Here is a 20,689-nt window from a genome sequence, read left to right on the forward strand (position 1 = left end):
ATTGGAACTATGAGGGGTAACTTAATGAAACTATCAAAAGGTATAGATGTGGGAATGAAAGTTACCTAATACCGTAGTTTCAAAAGCGTGAATGTTATTAGTATTTTTTGTTATAAATGACTTATATTCATGACATTAATCCTGAAATATAAGCTGTTAATAGTTGATTAATAGGATATTAATGGCTGAGAAGTAGACTATTAATAGTTGAGACATAGACTATTCATACCCACAACTGACTTGATGACACTTCCCGAAACTTTAGAAAAACATTCGTGAATGCCAGGTCCGTTATAGATTTGGTGACGGTAATTTTGCCGTCACAGTGCCATCACACATTTCCATCACACAATTACACGCTCATTATCAATGATCCATCGACGCTCATGTGACAGTGACGGTAAAACATCAAAAAAAATCTCCAAGAGAGAGTAGAATAAACAAAGCTTTCTTAAACTCCAGCTGATTTCATTTATTCCACAAAAAAGACCGTAGCTCTTTACAAAAGCATACGGTCTTTCAGCAAGTTCCTCAATTATTCTTTTACTTCATCTTATACACCAACGTTCCCCCTTTCAATATATCTTCGTGAGAAATAGTTTTCTTTGTATAAGGCTCACCATTCAATGTCACACTCTCCACATACTTATGTTCTTTTGATAAATTCTCTGCGATTACGGTGAAATTTTTTCCGTCCGCTAAATACAAAACCATCTTCGGCAACTGCGGAGCACCAAACACATATTCCCCACTCACAGGGTCTACCGGATAAAAACCCATTGCACTGAACATATACCAAGCAGACATCTGACCACAGTCATCATTACCACAAAGTCCGTCCGGTTGATTACGATACTGAGTATCAAATATTTCACGAATTAACTCTTGTGTACGTTCCGGGCGTCCTGCCAATGCATACAAATACGTAACATGATGGCTGGGTTCATTGCCATGTGCATATTGTCCGATCAATCCTGTTACATCCGCCTGAGTAGTTTCCAACTTCACAGTAAACACAGAATCCAATTTATTCAGGAAAGGTGCTTCTCCACCAAAGAGAGCAATCAACCCCGGAACATCGTGCTGGACATGCCAGGTATATTGCCAGGCATTTCCTTCCGTATAATCACCACCACTACTTTCGGCATGCCCGATATCACTCGGATTGAAAGGAGACTTCCATGTACCGTCCGCCTTACGGGGACGCATAAACTTCGTTTCCGAATCAAACAAGTTTTTATAATAATCGGCACGTTTCGCAAAGTATGCGGCCTCCTCTTCTTTTCCCATACGGCGAGCCATATCAGCTGCAGCATAGTCATCATATACAGATTCCAAAGTAGAAGATACCGATTCAGCCTTTGTCAGGTCTGTCGGGAAATAACCGTACTTCGTATAATTTTCCCAATTTGATTTTAATGGATGCGATTCCATTTGTGTCTTCTTTATAATATTGAAAGCTCGTTCTGCATCAAAACCACGGAACCCCTTGCGGTAAGCCTCAGCAATAACAGAAACTCCATGATTACCAATCATACAATAATTTTCTTTGCCCCACAATGCCCAGATAGGCAAGAAACCTTGCACTTCCCCCTGCTCTATCAATGAATTAACAAAACCATCTACACGTTCAGGAACAATCAACGTATAGAAAGGATGAGCAGCACGATACGTATCCCATAGAGAAAAAGTCGAATAAAAAGCACCTGCACCAGCCTTCACCACAGAATCAGCAGCATTCCGATACATTCCGTCTATATCCGAAATCTGGTTTGGTTGAATCAGAGCATGATAGAAACAAGTATAAAAGTTTGTTTTCTCATCATCCGTTCCGTCTACTTCGATTCGGCTCAAATAATTATTCCATTCGTTATGAGCGGCAGTTCTCACCCCTTCAAAGTCCCAAGCGGGAATTTCGGCTTCAAGATTCTTCTTTGCGCCGTCCACACTGGTAGTGGAAAGAGCCACTTTCATCAGTAACTCATCTCCCGGTTTCATATCGAAAGTAGCAATGATGCGCTTACCTTTTTCTGTTTCTCTCATTGGCAGATAAAGTGTATCCACGACCGGACGACTAAATTTCATCACGAAGAAATAATCCTGATTCACCCATACAGCATTGTTTACATGTCCGGTTAATGTTTGAGCATCTTCCCAATTTACTTCACATTTTTTTACTTGTGAATGATACTGATCTTCATTCCAAGCCGGTCCATGCTGCAAATCAATCAACACAGATGCAGAATCAGCCTTATTATAGGTATAACGATGAAGTGCTGTATGGACAGAAGCAGTCAATTCTGCCTTAACCTGAGAATCAGAAAGCTCTACGGTATAATATCCGGGAGTTGCCGACTCTTTATCTTTCAAAAAATGGCTACGATAAGTGTCCCATGCACGAACACGATTACCTGTCACTGGCATTACCAGAATATCGCCTAAATCCATACACCCCGTTCCATTCAAATGAGTTTGCGTAAATCCCCAAATCAACGAGTCCTGATAAGTATATTCCGAACAATATCTCCATCCAACAGCTCCTGTGACAGGACTAGTTTGTATCATTCCGAAAGGATAACACGCCCCGGGGAAAGTATGCCCGTTATCAGCAGCGCCAATAAAGGTATTTACGTACTGAGTATAATCTTTCGTTTCCGTATCATCTGTCGGAGAACAAGAGGTATAGAAAAATAAACCTGCCAAAGCAGCAATAATCAGAGAAAGATTTCTTTTCATGAAAAATATCATATTTAATTAATTATACTTTGCTAATTTGGTTCGATAATAAGCGGAAACATCCTTCCAATGATAATAAGGAGCCAAATCACTTTCCATCGGTAACTTCATTTCACATTCATTCAACAAGACTTTCACTAGAATGTCTGCATTACCTTTCTTATGAAAGAATACAAATTGCACATTGCAAGCCATTGGGAATACTTCGTAAGCTCGCCATTGCTCAGATAGTTTTTCGATATCGAAATAAGATTGTCCATAATGATTTAATTCCAGCAAGGCTACAAAAGGAAGTACACAAGATTCGTGCCCGAAACGTAAGGTAGCTCTTCGTTTTCCATCTTTCAAGGCATCATCAGCAGTATCCAGAATATTCCGCAACAATTCTGCTTCCCGATAAGGCATCAGACACTGAGTCAGAGGAGAACAGCCGGAATTCAGGAACCAATTCACATTATTACAGCTCCATAAATCATAGCATTCGTCATCGTTGAACAAAGAATATAACTCCATATCTGTGTCATGACTTTGCATATTAGCAGCTATATCAAACAAACGTCTCATCAGTCGTGCTGCATCTACATTATTTCTTACATATTCCTCATCGGTAAACAATACCTTCATCAAACGGGACGGATGTACATGATTCACCTCAAAATCATGAATGATTTTCTTGACCTCTTCGGATTTAACCAGTTTATCCAGATTCTTATCCTTATGATTCATATAAAACATATCATGATAGCTGGCATCATTTTTAATCCGAAGATTCGGATTCATAGCTTGTAACTGAAGGCATTCAGCAGTCATGGACAAGATACAACGAATCACGACAGTAGAACGCGCATCTACCTCCGTACTATCGGCAAAGATCTGGGGGAAGTTGGCAAACATACGTTTTGCAATACCTCTATGCTGGCGAGCTCCCAACGCAGTTAGCTCCCCTAATCTTCCATCTGCCATTTCTGCTATTTTCAGCACAATATTCAGGGTACTTTTTCCTTTTGCAGTAAGTTTATTCAAAGAGTCTGCTTTTAATAGCACCTGTTTTGGAAAGAGATAATCATTTGGATCGATCAGATAACGTGAGCCATGACGTGCATAAGTACTGATATAGAAGGGTTCATATCCTTTAGGGGCTGCTTTCTGCTTAACAGTAGGCGTAGGATAAGCATAATAATTATTTGCAGAAAGTTGTCGGTTGGCTTTAATTTCTTCACGAGCAGTTTGCGCTTGCGCCACCAAGACAATCAGAATTAACAAAATAACGGAAGTGAGTCTTTTCATAATATTTTTATTTGCAAATATACTTTTTTATTCCGAGAATGATTCTTTTTATCCAATGGAATAGTATCTCTTCTTTATGACAATGCAAAATTTCATGTGACTTATGAGACAAATATCAACTCAATTATTTATCTTTGTTAGCTTAAAGGCTAGTTGCCTCAAAAACAATAAGTACAATGAAAGATTTCTTAAAATTTACACTTGCTACCATGACCGGCATAATTCTGTCGGGCATTGTATTCTTTATAATTGGTATGGTGACGTTATTCAGTATCGTATTCACCTCTGAAACTGAAACTACAGTCAAACAGAATTCTGTGATGATGCTCGATTTAAACGGTACGCTCGTTGAACGTATACAGGAAAATCCGATTGATCTGTTATCTCAATTATTTGATAATGATACCAATATATATGGTCTGGATGATATTCTTACTTCTATCCAAAAAGCAAAGGAGAATGATAATATCCAAGGAATCTATTTGCAAGTCAGTTCCTTAGCCACTTCATACGCATCTCTGCAAGAGATCCGCAATGCGCTACTCGACTTTAAAGAAAGTGGAAAGTTCATCATAGCTTATGGTGATAACTATACACAGGGACTTTATTACTTATCAAGTGTAGCAGACAAAATAATGCTTAATCCAAAAGGAATGATCGAATGGCGTGGCATTGCCTCCACCCCACTCTTCTATAAAGATTTGCTTCAAAAAATTGGAGTAGATATGCAAATATTTAAGGTAGGAACTTATAAGTCGGCAGTTGAACCGTTTATTTCTACGGAGATGAGCCCTGCCAATCGTGAACAGGTAACCGCTTTCATCAATTCTATCTGGGGACAAGTGCTTACAGGAGTTTCTGATTCCCGACAACTTCCCGTTGATAGTCTGAATGCTTATGCCGATCGTATGCTTATGTTCTATCCTGCCGAAGAAAGTGTAAAATGCGGACTTGCTGATACTTTGATCTACCGGAATGATGTACGCAACTATCTTAAAAAGCTAGTAAGTATTGATAAAGACGATAATCTTCCTACATTAAGTTTGAGCGAAATGATGAATATCAGGGAAAATACGCCCAAAGATATAAGCAATGATATCGTTGCAGTGTATTATGCATCCGGAGAAATCACCGACACATCCGGATCGGTAGCATCAGAAGAAGGTATTATCGGACCGAAAGTTATTCGGGATTTACGTAAACTAAAGGAAGATAATGATGTAAGAGCTGTCGTTTTACGGGTTAATTCTCCAGGTGGCAGTGCGTTTGCCTCCGAACAAATATGGCATGCTGTAAAAGAGTTGAAAGAGGAGAAACCGGTTATTGTTTCTATGGGTGACTATGCTGCTTCCGGCGGTTATTACATTTCTTGTGTGGCCGATACTATTGTTGCAGAGCCAACGACACTCACCGGTTCTATCGGTATTTTCGGTATGGTTCCAAATGTAAAAGGATTGACTGAGAAAATTGGACTGACTTATGATGTTGTAAAAACAAACAAGTTTGCTGACTTCGGAAATATCATGCGTCCTTTTAATGAAGAGGAGAAGTCGTTGATGCAAATGATGGTAACTCAAGGATATAATACGTTTATTGCCCGCTGTGCCGAAGGACGTCACATGACGAAAGAAGCAATTGAGAAGATTGCCGAAGGACGTGTCTGGACAGGTGAAACTGCTCAAGAACTCGGGTTGGTAGACATACTTGGAGGTATTGACGATGCATTGGAAATCGCAGTTAATAAAGCAGGAATTGAAAACTATACGGTTGTTTCTTACCCGTCTAAACTGGACTTCCTGTCTTCTCTATTCGGAGTAAAGCCTACGAATTATGTGGAATCACAAATATTGCAAAGTAATTTAGGAGAATATTATCAACAATTCGGTCTGCTGAAAAATCTGAAAGAGAAGTCCATGCTTCAGGCACGTATTCCGTTTGAGTTGAACATTAAGTAAACTGTATTTTACATGAGCGAGCACGTTGTCAAGATACATAAATGGCTCTACCCTGTTTCGTGGATTTACAAGTCAGTGGTAGCAATGAGAAATAAACTGTTTGACTGGGGAGTATTCCAGTCGAAAAGTTTTAATATCCCTGTTATTTGCGTCGGCAATCTGGCCGTAGGCGGAACAGGGAAAACTCCTCATACTGAGTATCTGATAAAGCTGCTTCGTGATAATTATCAGGTAGCTATACTCAGCAGAGGGTACAAACGGCGTACGAGCGGTTATGTACTTGCTACTCCACAAAGTACGGTAAAGACAATTGGTGATGAGCCTTATCAGATGCATACCAAATTCCCGTCTGTCACACTAGCTGTTGATGAGAATCGCTGTCATGGCATTGAAAAATTACTTCATTTAAAAGAACCAACAGTAGATGTTATTCTACTTGATGACGCTTTCCAACATCGTTATGTCAAACCTGGATTAAGTATTCTGCTGACAGACTATCATCGTCTATTCTGTGACGATACATTGCTCCCGGCGGGACGGCTACGGGAATCGATCAATGGAAAAAACCGAGCTCAGATTGTCATTGTCACTAAATGTCCGCAAGATATTAAACCGATTGACTACAACATCATTACTAAACGGTTAAACCTGTATCCATATCAGCAATTATTCTTTTCATCGTTCCGTTATGGAAATTTACGACCTGTTTTCTCTCAAAATGATTCAGATTCGGTAACGAAAGATTCAAGCAACAAAGAAGTTCCTTTGTCTTCATTGACTGATGCAAACATATTACTGGTAACGGGCATTGCTTCCCCCACCCCAATTCTTGAAAGATTAAAGGAGTTTACGCAGAATATTGATCTGCTCTCATTTGGTGATCATCATGATTTCAGTCACCGGGATATACAGCTCGTCAAGGAACGATTTAAAAAGCTGAAAAGTGAGCAACGGATTATCATTACCACAGAAAAGGATGCAACCCGGCTACTCCATCATCCTGCAGTGAATGAAGGACTGAAACCGTTCATCTATGCCTTGCCTATTGAAATTGAGATATTACAAAATCAACAAGATAAATTTAACCAACATATTATTAATTATGTTAGAGAAAATACAAGAAACCGCAGCTTATCTTAAAGAGAAGATGCACACAAGTCCTGAAACTGCCATCATTTTGGGAACCGGACTTGGGAGTTTAGCAAACGAGATCACCGAGAAGTATGAAATAAAGTATTCAGATATTCCTAACTTTCCGGTATCAACGGTCGAAGGTCATAGTGGTAAGCTGATTTTCGGTAAGTTGGGTAATAAGGATATTATGGCAATGCAAGGTCGTTTCCACTATTACGAAGGATATTCAATGAAGGAAGTCACTTTTCCGGTACGTGTAATGCGTGAATTGGGTATCAAGACGCTGTTTGTTTCTAACGCCAGCGGTGGAACAAACGCCGCTTTTGAGATCGGAGATCTGATGATTATTACCGATCATATCAATTATTTCCCCGAACATCCGTTACGTGGTAAAAATATTCCGTATGGTCCCCGTTTCCCAGATATGAGCGAGGCTTATGATAAAGAATTAATTCGTAAAGCGAACGAGATTGCTAAAGAAAAGGGAATTAAAGTACAGCATGGCGTATATATAGGTACTCAAGGTCCTACTTTTGAGACTCCGTCCGAATACAAGCTGTTCCATATTCTTGGTGCTGATGCGGTAGGTATGTCTACAGTCCCCGAAGTGATTGTTGCCAATCATTGCGGAATCAAGGTGTTCGGTATTTCTGTAATTACCGACTTGGGAGTGGAAGGAAAAATCGTAGAAGTAACGCACGAAGAGGTTCAGAAAGCCGCTGATGCTGCACAACCGAAAATGACTACCATCATGCGTGAACTTATTAATCGTGCATAAAAAGCTAAAGGATATTTATGAGAACTGAAATAGCCACTCTCGGAGAGTTTGGATTAATCAAACGTCTGACCGAGGGTATCAAACTGGAAAACGAATCAAGTAAATATGGTGTGGGCGACGACGCCGCCGTCCTCTCCTATCCTTCGGAAAAGGAAATTCTGGTGACTACGGACTTATTGATGGAAGGTGTGCACTTTGATCTCACTTATGTTCCTCTGAAACATCTGGGATATAAGGCAGCAGTCGTCAATTTCTCTGATATTTATGCGATGAACGGCACGCCCCGTCAAATTACCGTATCTCTTGCTCTGTCTAAACGTTTCAGCGTAGAAGACATGGAAGAACTTTATGCAGGTATTCGCTTGGCTTGTCAGCAATATCATGTGGATGTAATAGGTGGAGACACCAGTTCTTCTCTTACAGGACTTGCCATCAGCATTACTTGTATCGGTGAAGCGGATAAAGATAAAGTTGTTTATCGCAACGGTGCCAAAGAGACAGATTTAATTTGTGTAAGCGGTGATTTGGGTGCTGCCTACATGGGACTGCAATTACTGGAACGTGAGAAAACGGTTCTAAAAGGTGAGAAAGATATCCAACCCGATTTTACGGGTAAAGAATATCTTTTGGAACGCCAATTGAAACCGGAAGCCCGCAAAGACATTATCGAGAAATTAGCCGCCACCAACATTGTACCAACATCTATGATGGATATTTCCGACGGGCTTTCTTCGGAATTGATGCATATCTGTACGCAAAGCAACACCGGCTGTCGTGTGTACGAGGAACATATTCCTATTGACTATCAGACTGCTGTCATGGCGGAAGAGTTCAATATGAACCTGACAACTTGCGCAATGAATGGTGGCGAAGATTACGAACTTCTCTTCACTGTTCCTATTGCCGATCACGAGAAGGTATCACAAATGGAAGGTGTCCGCCTTATCGGCCATATCACGAAACCAGAACTTGGTTGCGCACTAATTACCCGCGACGGACAAGAATTTGAGCTGAAAGCTCAAGGATGGAATCCTTTGAAAGAAGAAAAATAAATTGTCGTAGTAAATAACTAAAATATTTATTCTCATATAACACTGATAATAAGCGAACTAACTTTTTATCAGTGTTTTTTATTTCCAAAATCCTTGCAGAATCCAAAAGTTTCACTACCTTTGCAACCGCAAACAAGAAAGGTGCCATAGCTCAGTTGGTAGAGCAAAGGACTGAAAATCCTTGTGTCCCCGGTTCGATTCCTGGTGGCACCACAAAAAAATTAATATCCTTCCCCTTGAAATAAGTATATTTCAAGGGGAATTTGTTTTATTCCCCCTATTATGCAAATTATCACAGATTCTACAGTACAACTAATTAATGCAAATCACAATCAATAGCTAATTTAGTTTTGTCAATAAGTAAAAAGTAGTATTTTTGTCGCCGCTTTCAGAAAACGCACCAAATATAGTTTTCTATTATTTTAATATTATATATAAAAACATGAATTATTCTAGCAGAAAAACCATTATTCCCATTCTATTGGGAACATTACTTTCAGGCGCCTGCTCGAACGATGAGCAAACAGAAGGGGAAGTTGTTCAACAAACTTATTCAGTTGTATTAAAAGGTATTACGATGTCAGGAGAGGAATCTTCTGAAGAACTCAAGGATGTATCTGTTTTCCAGTTCAGTGACGGAGGGCTTTACAAAACAGATTTGTTGAATCCAGGAAAAAATGAACAATCTGAAATCTCTGCGGTAAGCGGATCACGACTCTACTTCCTAACAGGATTGGATATACCAGTTAAAGAAAAAGCTACCACTGAAGAAGAATTTCTTAATACTGCCATTGGGGAAGGATTGCATGACAATTCCGCACCGAACTTTATGACTGCGGTTGTTGAACTAGAAAGTGGAGTTGTAACACGCGGAAGTTCCAATGTAGATGTAGTCATGAAACATGGTGTAGCCCGCATCGACCTAAATACAACAGCCGACAGTAAGACGAAAATCAAAGAAATTATCGTAGAAGATGCTCCAGCCGAAACTTTTCTGTTCCTTGAAAACGAACAGGCATCAAATAAAACAGTAAACTATCGGAAAGAGTTAGCTTCCGACTTCAACGGTGAGCAAAAAGAAATTTTTCGCCTTTTTGAGAGCACACGCCCTGTCCATATCATTCTACGTGGAACATATGGCGAAATTCCCATCAGACTGAAAGTGGAATTACCTGTTGTTAAACGCAATAAAGTATACGAATTAACGGTACTCAATGTAGGCGCTACAATAGAAGGAAGTTTTAAAATCAAGCCATGGGAAGAAGGAGAAACAATTATTGGAAAACCCGATACAAATAACCGTATCCTGATCAATGCTTCACATTCAAAGATCCCAGAAGGAGTAAAAGTGGATTATGAAAATAATATTCTAGATGTACCTGCTACAGGTGTAGATAACATGACATTAGCATTTATGAACGACACTCGTATCGACATATCTTATACGGAAGGTGACGGTAACGGGACAAAAATAGGAAGTATGTCTACATCGGAAGAAGAGGAAGGTATCATGTCAGCATTCAATGTATCGGTGGATGCACAAGGTAATGGACGTCTGGGTTATACAGTCTTGGTACACCTAAAGAATTCCTTACTTCAGGGGACATATGACTATGTGGAAATTCGTGTAGCTCCGAGCGACAAGCAGATTGAAACCGTAGAAATCGGTGGAAATGTATGGATGGCATTCAACGCACGTAGTCGCGACCTTGATGACCAAATTTATCCATTGGATGGAAGTACAGTTGAAGACATGTACCGCACAAGTTGGATTAACACTGTGGGTGGTTTGTTCCAATCGGGACGTTTATATATGTACATACCATGGCAAGGATATAGACCTTCTAACAATCTAGGTAATCAAACAGCAGATACACCTTGGACACACGATACTCACATGCCATGTCCAGAAGGATATCGAGTACCAACTATTGCCGAAATACATTCTCTACTTCCCTCAGAACAGGAAATTCCCGGAACATATAAGGCTGGAAATGGAGAAACAATTATCGCTACGCTTCATGAAGGAGAAGGAAAATTATTAACACCAACCGGTGTAACGGGAACTCAACACTATGTGAAATTTACTTCGGAAGACACTAAACGTTATCTAATAATTCCTTTAGCCGGTCAGAAAGGAGATAAAAGTACATCCAACAATCCTAATTTTGGAAAAAGGGCCGTTTTATGGACAAGTGAGCGCAACGGCTGTCCAGGTGGATATGCATGGGCTTACTGGTTGCCCTTTGAAGGAAAAGAGACGACTCATATTAAAAAGCAACAATTACAAATGGAAGCATTCGCCTCTGTACGTTGCATAAAGAAATAAAGAAAACTAAGTATGAAGATTGCACAAATCACAATGTTATTACTTTGGGTATTGACACTTGCTTCCTGTTCGAGCGATTTCGAACAGGAGGTTGATCGTGTATCTCCCGGTACCGGACAAGTAACGTTCTTGTTTGGTTTACAAAAAAATGATGTTCTTGCAGTACAATCACGCGGAAGTGAACCAGAAAGAATTACCCATATGTGGTATGCCGTTGCCGACAAAGAAGGAAAGATCATAAAACCCTTATATCAGAAATTGGAGAACGACTTCTCAAAACTAACCATCGAAGGATTGGAACAGGGTGACTATACTCTCGTATTCCTTGCCACTACCAGTACGGAAGAAAATGCAACGGAGACAGTTAATACCCCCACACTCTTATCCGATGATTGGTTGATGAGCTCAACAGAAAAAATGCCTTTGGATGCTCTTTACTTTTACAAGAAAATAGAACTCCATATCGACAGAGAGCAAAATGGAGTATCAGAACTGGTAACTTTGGAGCGTTGTGTAGGAAGAGTGGATATCGATTTGAAACTGTCATCCGAATATATGTGGAGATTTATCCGTAAAATTGATGTTACGTTCGATGATACTGAAGGAATATATACCACTTTAAATGCAGATGGACAATATATTGGAGGGAAGGAAGTTGTCTCCTATGACATCACTGAGAAATGTTCATTCTATTCGCTGCCGAGCAAGGATGCTCTTTCCGGCTTTGTAACCATCGAGTCAGAACGCAGTGACGGGAAACTATTCGAGCGTAAATACCGTTTTACCAATTGTAAAATTGAAGCCGGACGAGTAACACATATCAGTATTGACTATCTTCACCCGGAAAATCAAGAAGGTTTCCTTTATGTACGTGAGGAAGATTTCGAACGTTTCCAAACTGATACCATGTTTCTTGCCGACGAGCCACGTGCGATTTTTTATAACAGTGAACGTCGTTCTTTCTATGCAAATGCTCCGTTGCAATTATCCATCTCAAATGAACATAAGCTCCTAGTTAAATTCTTTTCTCCTGTCAGCATCCAGAATGTAACGGTCATGTGTCGTTTCAATAAAATCAGTACAGAATTTTTCAAATTGGCACATTTCGAGCAGATATATCCTTTCATGGAAGCTTCGTTTCCCTTGCCCGTAGTGGACTCTGAACGAACATTCACCACAAGTAATGGCCGGAAAGTGGTAGTACCTGCACAACCCGAACTTTCTAATGATGACGTAACTCTTGTAATCCAAACAGATGACCCATTTATTAAAAAAATGGAACAGATAGACAGCCATTGGTTTATACGTTTTTCTTCTTATTCGGCCGATGCCGGCCATGCATATTGGCGGCACATGAATCCACTGTTGTGCCGACATGGAGTAGCACTAGCTATCAATATGGCCTTTATGTTCTCTTCTGAAGAATTTAATACGGAAATGAACACTTATGAAGGAAAACTGAAAGATAATGGTGGAAATCCGATCAATTTAGATGTTTTGCGTCAAAAAATCCGCAATCATGGCGGGCTTGTGCTCGGGTGTGTTTCTGGTGTTGGTGGACTTGGTGGTGGTACTACGTATGGATTGGCAAATTATTGTTATACCGGAGTTTATTTTGATGCAACTCCTCCCAATGCTCACCCACACAATTATCCGCGTCAAGCCATGTTTCACGAATATGGACATTGTCTAGGCTATAATCATAATAGTACAATGACTTATGGCGACCAATGGACTGTATTATGTGCTACAGTTTTTGTAAATATGGGTAAAGAAGGTAAATTACCTGTATGTTCAAAAGAAATAATAGCACAATTACCAATGTAGACTTGATGGTATATCTACTACCTTAATAAAATCGTTCAATTTGAACAGATAAACCAAGAACGTCTTTAGTATTACCTAAAGACGTTCTCTTCATATATACACTATACATTTATACTATTTTTTTAAATCCTCTGAAATCTTATCCCGTACTACTTATCTAAGAAATCGAACTTTTTTCATATCCTCACGCCGTCAAGAATGATCTTTTTCACAATACGTGATTTTCCCAATCAGTACCTTGACGCCGTATTTCCAACATAATTACCCGCTGGAAAAGTTAGCAATATATCTTTACCGTTTAATGTGAGTGTCACTTCCTTCTGACTATACAATGGATCAGCAGCCCATACTTTAAATTCTTCACCTTGCTTTTCAATATATACGACTGCTTTCTTATCAGCACAAAGCGTTATCCCATCATCCAGTACAACCGTTCCCGGCGTATAAAATACAACCGCATAAATTTGTTCCTTTTTCAATTTTACAGTTTGTATGAAGCGAGTATTCGAAACAATCTCATACGTATGGTTCTTCACAAAAGAACGGAAGTTCTTCAATGTACAATCAGGAACAAGCATATATCCATAATGCCCGTCGCTAACTTTAGTTCCATGATCAACCCATAAATTGAAAATATCCCCTGATAATCTTTCTGAACTAGCTGAGAGATTGACTTCTTTCCAAGCTCCTGTCTGTATCCGGCTACACACATTCCGTTTCGTCTCATCCAAAAACAAATAACCGATCCGGTCATGATAAACCCATTTAGGATTATTCATCTCCTGTCCACTTTTATATTTCCACTCCTTACTACCATCATTCACCGTCATACTACCTGTGAAAAAACACTGATTGACCGTAGTAAAAACCTCTTCAGGTGCTGAAGATTCAATACCGGCTCCTAAACAAAGTACCACATCATTCATGAAAAAATAAGCCTTCTTAGCCTTCACCCCCCGATAATCATGTTCATAAGCAATCACTCCATTCTTCCCGTTACTGACTCCACCCGCAAATTCATTGGTTCCAAACAAATATCCTCTTAGTATAGCAGAATCTGCTTGCTGTATAGCCGTTGTACCCGGAAGCATACACCAATTCCACAAAGGATATATATTCTTATATTCCTCACCGGAAGTAAGAATTTGAGTTGCTCCCAAAGGTAAATTATATCCTTTAAGATTCTCATCATTAAGCATTTCCGTACCGTTTGTCCGCTTGGAAACGACCTTAGCCGAAAGATAATAATTCTTCCCATGCTGAACCATAATATCCGATTTCCAGAAAAACTTATTCCCCGGAACGGGAAAAGGACTGCCTTTCAAATGCTTTTTCCACAACTGATATTCTTTGGTATATGACGGATCTATCAGTGCCATCTTATCCAAAGTACTGGCAAAGATATTAAATATCCCATTCTTACGAGTGATTCCCCGCCCATTAGCACCATGTTCAAACGTACCACGATAACCAAAAAGGCGTTCTCCATTAAGCATCAATTCTCTAACAATCTTCAATTTATCAACATTAAAAAGCTCTTCAAAAGAAGTCCCTCTAGCCAATAAAAAGAAATCAGCCAAATCATTGACATAAGACATTCCATAGCCTCCTGAGTATAATTGCGGACGGTGTTGGTGAAAGCTGCCATCAATTTTTATTCCTTCGTCACCTTGACGGGAGACAATCCGGATTGTGGATGCAATAGAATGAAATCCTATGCGAATTAATTCAATGTCATCTTCAATGCAACCTTTGTGAATAGTTATATTTGATACCCATGTACGGTTCTTTCCCCGATGCGCTTTATTCCCTGTTTTATCTTCTAAATAGGAAGAATAATACAAAAGCTTATCCTTACTCATTTCATCTTTCAATAAAATCAATGGAACCATATAATCTTGTGGAGCCCCTATATCATTGAACCACCAGTTTTTAGAAACAGGACGCATTTTCAACCAATAATCAAGTCCGGATACAAGCTTACGGTATAATTCTTTAGAACCGGTATATCCACTACCCTTCTTTCGGTAAGCTACAGCCATAGCTTTAAGATACTTAAGATGCGGACCGGCTCTAAAGTTATTTGTAACTGTTACATAATCAATTCCAATAAAACTACCATCCGGCTGCATCATATCCAGGTAACGCGCAATTGCCTTTTTATCAACTTTCACCTCCAACTGTTTCTCCACCAGCCTGAAAGTCAATTTATCTATTTCTTTCTGAACTTCTGATCCCCTCAGACTAGCGCAAAAAAGTATAATCGGAACAAACAGAATTAATCTTCTCATTTCAATAATAGGTTCACTGATTCAACCATTTTCCATCTGCCGAGATACCGGAACTATTTACGGTACGAATAAATTTCGCATCCGTCGGCTTCATACCTTTACATTGGTTCAATTCGACTCCTACCACATCATCAAAGAAAAACAAAGGACGTTCATCAGAAACAAGACTAGAAAAACGCACATTATTAAAATAGATGTTTTTTGCATGGCGAACATAAAAACCGGCACTAGGTAGTGTATGACCAAACATTCTATTTTCCGGATAGGATTGCTCCACTTCCGGTACAATTCGGGTTATCATATCCCTTGTTCCACCTCCCGGGTAGGTAATCTGTACATTATTGATAGACACATTTTCCACTTTAGCCTCTTTCACTCCTGTGATAGAACAAGCGATCAAACTCTCGGCAGTAGAAACAATGTTACTGATATTAATATTTTTCAATGACCCGATCTGTTTGCTGAAAGTACGTCTCCGATCTCCCAGACGAATAAAAATCGGGGTCTGTACATCTCTCATGGAAATATTAGAAATTGTTATTCCATCAATAACGCCCCCGTCTACCATTTCAATGGCAATTCCTGAAATAACCGTTATATCCGCAGTGATATGTTTCAACTGTTTACTCCAATGACGAATATTATCTTCCTTAGCATGACGGACAACACAATTGGATACCGAAATATTACGGAATCCTCCTAAAGAAGAGGTTCCAAATTTTATAGCATTGCAATTGCTGGCAGTCACGCAATTCGTAACTGTAATATTCTCACAAAGTTCCGGATGATCACTTTTAAAACAAATGGCATCATCTTCCACATCAATATAACAGTCAGATATAACCGCATTCTTTGCATCAATATCCAATCCGTCATTATTATAGTTACAATGGCTGAATACTTTCAAACCACGAATAACAACATCCTCACATTTTTCATAATGTTGTACCCAATATGCCGAGTTACGTAAAGTAATATCAGTTACCTGTATTGTTTTACATTCCACAAAGTAAATCAATTTAGGCCGTTTAGGACCTCCGTCAGCGTCATTACCGAATTGAAAAGTTGAACTTCCTCCCTGTCCATCGATAATACCAGTTCCTGTAACAGCAATATTCTCCTGACCACAAGCATAGATCAAACCAGACGACTGATTCATGGTACCGCCCTCCATAGGAAATGCAGAATCATAATCCGCCAAACGGGTACTTCCCAACAATAAAGCTCCCTGTTCCAGATGTAAATTAACATTTGACTTCAGTTCAACCGGACGAATCAAATAAATACCAGAAGGTACAGATACAACACCGCCCCCTTCTGTGAAGCACTCATCAATTGCTTTCTGCAAAAACTCTGTATTATCTTTTTTCCCATCTCCCTTAGCTCCAAATTTCGTTATATCTATTGTCTTTGCACTTAGAATAACAGGCAATAACCCTAGTATGACCAACAATCCTTTCACTTTACTTTTGTTCATAATCCATTCTTTTTATCATCTTGTAACGCTTTATATCTACACAATGCCTCCACATAATAATAATCTGTATAGCTCAATGGAACATCTATCTCTTTCTTAGCCGGCATATTACCAACCGAATGTTTCAGAATAAATCCACCATTCGTATTCTCAGAAGCCGTATATGTTGGTGAAGCAAGGACCTTCAATATATTTTCGGCAGCATTCAAATAAATCTGTTGCTTTTCTCCTTTCACGTATAAACATAATTCAAGTAACCCGGAACTAGTTATTGCCGCCGCAGACGCATCACGCAGATCTTTAGGAATATTCGGAGCATTGAAATCCCAATAAGGAATCAAATCTTTTGGCATATTGGGATGATTCAGCATAAAATCAGCGACTTTCACTGCCTGTTCCAGATATTTCTCATCTTTTGTAAAGCGATACATCATTGTAAAGCCATAAAGTCCCCATGCCTGTCCACGCGCCCAAGCTGACTTATTGGAAGCTCCTTGTCCAGCCTGGTATTGTTTGATTTTCCCCGTTTTGGGATCATAATTCAATCCATGATAGAGACTGTTATCCGGTCGGAAATGATTTTTGATAGTAGTATCTGCATGTTTCACAGCTACGTCATAAAATGACAAATCTCCAGTCGTTTCAGCCGCCCAAAACAATAATTCCAGATTCATTATATTGTCTATAATTACAATATAATCATTCGGTTTACGATTATGAGATTTAATACATCCGACAATCGGACTAAAACGTGTCATCAGTGAACGGGCGCTATTCACCAGGATATCTTTATAATTCGGTTGAGGAGCAATACGATTTGCATTCCCAAAACTACAATACATCATAAAACCAACATCATGGGTATCTGAATTATATTGTTCAGACTCCAGCAATTTCAACATCCGAACACCCTCTTGATACAAATCATCATTACCGGTTGCCTCATAAAGATAAAATAATGTTCCGGAATAAAAACCACTACACCACCATTCGGAATCACTAGTTTCCAACAGTTTTTTATTGGCGTCATAAGTCTTTGGAAAAGCGGCCGCCCCACTCAATTCATCCCTCATATAGAGATATTGATGTACAGCATTCTTCAATGCCAACTCTACATTTACTTTACCTTTCGGCTTTATCGGTAAATTCTGCTTTGTATAAAGAGTTTCTGCTTTTGCACACGAAATACAAAAGAGAGAAAATATAAATATTAAAATATTCCTACACATAATCATCATTTCTAATTATACATATCCGAGAAAGAAGCTACTTTCAAATTCTGTTCAAATTCAGACAAGCTCAACTTTGTATAAACTTTCAGCTTGACATCTTCCTGAGGCATTAAATCAAAATAGTTGTCTGAAATAAAATGATCCGTATCCCCTTCTATAGTCAAATAAACCCCTCTGGCAAAAACATCGGAACGCAATGTTACTTCATAGCCACCCTCCATAGGAACTATATTAGTAGAGAAAACAACCTTCGGATAACACATCTGTTGCTGTTTTGCCGGAAAATAAATATTTGTGTATTTCTTGCCTAACTTATCCTGATAAGTCATATAAACAACTGCATTTCCCTCCTCTGTATTACCTAATAAAGTAGCCAGATCTGCTTCCCAAACTACCTTACTGGTATTAGCCTGTACATTAATTTTTTGTTGTTTCTCTTCTATTATCTGCCCATCCAACCGGATACTTTTAACAGTCAATACTCCCGAAGTACGCTTTAAACGATCAGAAACGGCATATATCTTCAATCTGCTTTCATCCTTTACAGGAGAAATCAAGATATCATCAAAAGACTTTACGGTGAAATAATGTTGTGCTTTCCAACGTCCATAATAGTCTCGGCTCGACCAGGAAGCCACAGGCCAACAATCATTATGCTGCCACACCAATGATCCCATGCAATACGGCATATCTCTGCGGTGTGCCTCCATTGCCATCTTAATCGCATCTGCTTGCAAAAGCTGGCTCATGTAAACAAAAGTACGAAAATCTTTCGGTGCTTTGTATTCTTTTAGTAAGAAATCATTAATACGTTTATTGGCTGATACTCCTCCGCGCTGGTGCGACATCATTACTTCCGAGGTAAGTTCCCAATCTTCCTGTTTCGGGGCATATCTTTTAATCGATTCAAAATCCGGAAACGATTGAAAACCGTACTCACTAAAAAAACGGCTTCGTTCTTTCATAAACTGAGAAAGAGGTTTTAAACCTTGCCAAACTTCCCAATAATGCATATCTCCGACCTTATGATTCCGAGTCCCTTCATCATCTGAATAAGGAGACGACTTCCGATAACAGGCTCCCGGATGATACTCTTCTACCACCTTCGGTAAAGTTACAAAATACAACTCCTTAAATTGATTCCAAATAATTTTAGACCATTCCGGATTTTGCTTGTCATAAGTGCGTTTCCAATTCCAGTTGAACCAAGCATCCAACATTCGTTATTTCCACACCACAATGCTATGCAACTATGGTTTCTCAAACGGCGGACATTATCAATCGCCTCTTGGCGTATATTCTCTAACAGCTCCCCTTCCGAAGGATAGACACTGCATGCAAACATAAAATCCTGCCACACAAGAATACCATATTTATCACATAAGTCATAGAAAATATCATTCTCATAGATACCTCCTCCCCATACACGAAGCATATTCATATTTGCTTTTACCGCATCCTGAATCGTTTTATCATAAATAGAGTCTGTCACCCGCGTCAGGAAATTATCACATGGAATATAATTTGCACCTTTAGCAAAAATCGGCTGACCATTCAATTCAAAATAAAAACTTTCTCCCTGTTCATCAGGCTTTGTGACTACTTTCAACGAACGAAGTCCGATTTTTCTATCCAACCGGTCAATCTCATGTCCATCAGCATTAATCACTACAGAAAAAGAATATAAAAAGGCTTCCCCTAACCCATTTGTCCACCATAATTTCGGTTGTTTGATAGTAAAGGACAAAGGAACCTTATTTACTCCTTTTTGCACAGTGACAGCCTTTTGGTCTAATTGATAATTGTCCGTACAATTATCAATAGCCACTACTACCTGCATATCTTTATCAGCATATATTTCTACTGTAGCATGAACCGTTGCAGCCCGACTTGTTACTTCCTGTTGTTCATAGAAGACATCAGTAATACGTGCATCCTCCCAAGCTTCCAAAACCACTGAACGCCAAATACCGGAAGTCACCAACCGAGGTCCCCAATCCCAACCGAAATGATAACCAGCTTTACGTACAAATACTCCAACCTTCCTGTCAAACAATCCACCATTTTCAGACTGATCGTTCGAACTACGATATTGAAACGGAACAGCTTCCCATTTCGGCATTGCAATTTTTATCGGAGAATGGAAATAGATTTGCAATTGATTACCCTGAGACTTCAATAATTCTTTTACATCCACTCTCCATTCACGAAACATATTATCGGCAGTAAGTATCTTTTTGCCATTTAACGTTACGTCCGCATACGTATCCAATCCTTCAAAATCAAGAATAATGTTTTTCTTGGACATCATAGCCGGATCTACGTCAAATAAAGTACGATATATCCAATCTTCTTTATCAATCCATTGCATTCCACGTTCATTCAAACGGAAAAAAGGATCATCAATCAGTTGGTTATCCATCAAATCAGTATGAACACCCCCGGGAACGGTTGCAGGATACCAATTTACTCCTCTTACCTGTCGAAATTCCCATCCTTCATGAAGATATTTTCTTAAAGGGATTGCCTGAGTTGCCACTGCTTGTAATACCATAAGTGAAAAAATTATATATTTATTTATCCTCATACCT

The 20,689-nt window shown here is 39.3% G+C and carries 11 protein-coding genes, 1 tRNA gene and 1 pseudogene; 7 read left to right on the forward strand and 6 right to left on the reverse strand.

Annotated elements, in window-relative coordinates; translation table 11 throughout:
* Positions 1 to 543: 543 nt before the first annotated feature.
* Together JCM17102_RS18535 and JCM17102_RS18540 are read right to left on the reverse strand one after the other, a co-directional pair.
* Positions 544 to 2,736: a GH92 family glycosyl hydrolase gene (locus JCM17102_RS18535; RefSeq protein WP_025076247.1), complete on the reverse strand. Its 2,193-nt coding sequence runs from the start codon at positions 2,734 to 2,736 to the stop codon at positions 544 to 546.
* Between the two features lie 18 nt (positions 2,737 to 2,754).
* Complete coding sequence (locus tag JCM17102_RS18540) at positions 2,755 to 4,023, reverse strand: histidine-type phosphatase (protein WP_025076248.1); 1,269 nt, start codon at positions 4,021 to 4,023, stop codon at positions 2,755 to 2,757.
* 176 nt (positions 4,024 to 4,199) lie between these two features.
* Here JCM17102_RS18540 and sppA point away from each other — a divergent pair, with 176 nt between their 5' ends.
* The 7 genes from sppA to JCM17102_RS18575 all read left to right on the forward strand — a co-directional run bounded on the left by sppA (position 4,200) and on the right by JCM17102_RS18575 (position 13,098).
* Positions 4,200 to 5,978 carry a signal peptide peptidase SppA gene (sppA, locus tag JCM17102_RS18545; protein WP_025076249.1) on the forward strand — a complete coding sequence of 593 codons (1,779 nt, stop codon included), beginning with the start codon at positions 4,200 to 4,202 and terminating at the stop codon, positions 5,976 to 5,978.
* A 12-nt stretch (positions 5,979 to 5,990) separates the two neighbouring features.
* Positions 5,991 to 7,118, forward strand: a complete 1,128-nt coding sequence (lpxK, locus tag JCM17102_RS18550) for a tetraacyldisaccharide 4'-kinase (protein ID WP_025076250.1) — start codon at positions 5,991 to 5,993, stop codon at positions 7,116 to 7,118.
* Positions 7,081 to 7,890 carry a purine-nucleoside phosphorylase gene (locus tag JCM17102_RS18555; protein ID WP_025076251.1) on the forward strand — a complete coding sequence of 270 codons (810 nt, stop codon included), beginning with the start codon at positions 7,081 to 7,083 and terminating at the stop codon, positions 7,888 to 7,890. Before lpxK ends, JCM17102_RS18555 begins: the two co-directional genes overlap by 38 nt.
* Positions 7,891 to 7,907: 17 nt before the next feature.
* The gene (gene thiL, locus JCM17102_RS18560) at positions 7,908 to 8,942 is read left to right on the forward strand and encodes a thiamine-phosphate kinase (protein ID WP_025076252.1); all 1,035 of its coding nucleotides are present in this window, start codon (positions 7,908 to 7,910) and stop codon (positions 8,940 to 8,942) included.
* A 140-nt stretch (positions 8,943 to 9,082) separates the two neighbouring features.
* A tRNA-Phe gene (locus JCM17102_RS18565) sits at positions 9,083 to 9,155 on the forward strand.
* 229 nt (positions 9,156 to 9,384) lie between these two features.
* Entirely contained in the window at positions 9,385 to 11,271 is a 1,887-nt protein-coding gene (locus tag JCM17102_RS18570; protein ID WP_025076253.1) for an FISUMP domain-containing protein, read from the forward strand.
* Positions 11,272 to 11,283: 12 nt separating this feature from the next.
* The gene (locus JCM17102_RS18575; RefSeq protein ID WP_025076254.1) at positions 11,284 to 13,098 is read left to right on the forward strand and encodes a FimB/Mfa2 family fimbrial subunit; all 1,815 of its coding nucleotides are present in this window, start codon (positions 11,284 to 11,286) and stop codon (positions 13,096 to 13,098) included.
* 230 nt (positions 13,099 to 13,328) lie between these two features.
* Here JCM17102_RS18575 and JCM17102_RS18580 read toward each other — a convergent pair whose 3' ends face one another.
* From JCM17102_RS18580 to JCM17102_RS28405, 4 genes and pseudogenes are all read right to left on the reverse strand, one after another.
* Positions 13,329 to 15,389 (reverse strand): polysaccharide lyase family 8 super-sandwich domain-containing protein, encoded by a 2,061-nt coding sequence (locus JCM17102_RS18580; RefSeq protein ID WP_025076255.1) that lies wholly within the window; start codon positions 15,387 to 15,389, stop codon positions 13,329 to 13,331.
* A 13-nt stretch (positions 15,390 to 15,402) separates the two neighbouring features.
* Entirely contained in the window at positions 15,403 to 16,866 is a 1,464-nt protein-coding gene (locus JCM17102_RS18585; RefSeq protein WP_033887098.1) for a glycoside hydrolase family 28 protein, read from the reverse strand.
* Positions 16,863 to 18,095, reverse strand: a complete 1,233-nt coding sequence (locus JCM17102_RS18590) for a glycoside hydrolase family 88 protein (protein WP_025076257.1) — start codon at positions 18,093 to 18,095, stop codon at positions 16,863 to 16,865. Before JCM17102_RS18590 ends, JCM17102_RS18585 begins: the two co-directional genes overlap by 4 nt.
* Before the next feature lie 11 nt (positions 18,096 to 18,106).
* Positions 18,107 to 20,685, reverse strand: a pseudogene (locus JCM17102_RS28405) (beta-mannosidase).
* Positions 20,686 to 20,689: the final 4 nt, after the last annotated feature.

Origin of the sequence: Bacteroides faecichinchillae JCM 17102, from assembly GCF_000614145.1 — a bacterium.
GTDB classification, from domain to species: Bacteria; Bacteroidota; Bacteroidia; order Bacteroidales; family Bacteroidaceae; genus Bacteroides; species Bacteroides faecichinchillae.

Coding starts and splice junctions, on each gene's coding strand:
- JCM17102_RS18535 (WP_025076247.1), bottom strand. CDS start 2,736: ATGAAAAGAAATCTTTCTCTGATTATTGCTGCTTTGGCAGGTTTATTT.
- JCM17102_RS18540 (WP_025076248.1), bottom strand. CDS start 4,023: ATGAAAAGACTCACTTCCGTTATTTTGTTAATTCTGATTGTCTTGGTG.
- sppA (WP_025076249.1), top strand. CDS start 4,200: ATGAAAGATTTCTTAAAATTTACACTTGCTACCATGACCGGCATAATT.
- lpxK (WP_025076250.1), top strand. CDS start 5,991: ATGAGCGAGCACGTTGTCAAGATACATAAATGGCTCTACCCTGTTTCG.
- JCM17102_RS18555 (WP_025076251.1), top strand. CDS start 7,081: ATGTTAGAGAAAATACAAGAAACCGCAGCTTATCTTAAAGAGAAGATG.
- thiL (WP_025076252.1), top strand. CDS start 7,908: ATGAGAACTGAAATAGCCACTCTCGGAGAGTTTGGATTAATCAAACGT.
- JCM17102_RS18570 (WP_025076253.1), top strand. CDS start 9,385: ATGAATTATTCTAGCAGAAAAACCATTATTCCCATTCTATTGGGAACA.
- JCM17102_RS18575 (WP_025076254.1), top strand. CDS start 11,284: ATGAAGATTGCACAAATCACAATGTTATTACTTTGGGTATTGACACTT.
- JCM17102_RS18580 (WP_025076255.1), bottom strand. CDS start 15,389: ATGAGAAGATTAATTCTGTTTGTTCCGATTATACTTTTTTGCGCTAGT.
- JCM17102_RS18585 (WP_033887098.1), bottom strand. CDS start 16,866: ATGAACAAAAGTAAAGTGAAAGGATTGTTGGTCATACTAGGGTTATTG.
- JCM17102_RS18590 (WP_025076257.1), bottom strand. CDS start 18,095: ATGTGTAGGAATATTTTAATATTTATATTTTCTCTCTTTTGTATTTCG.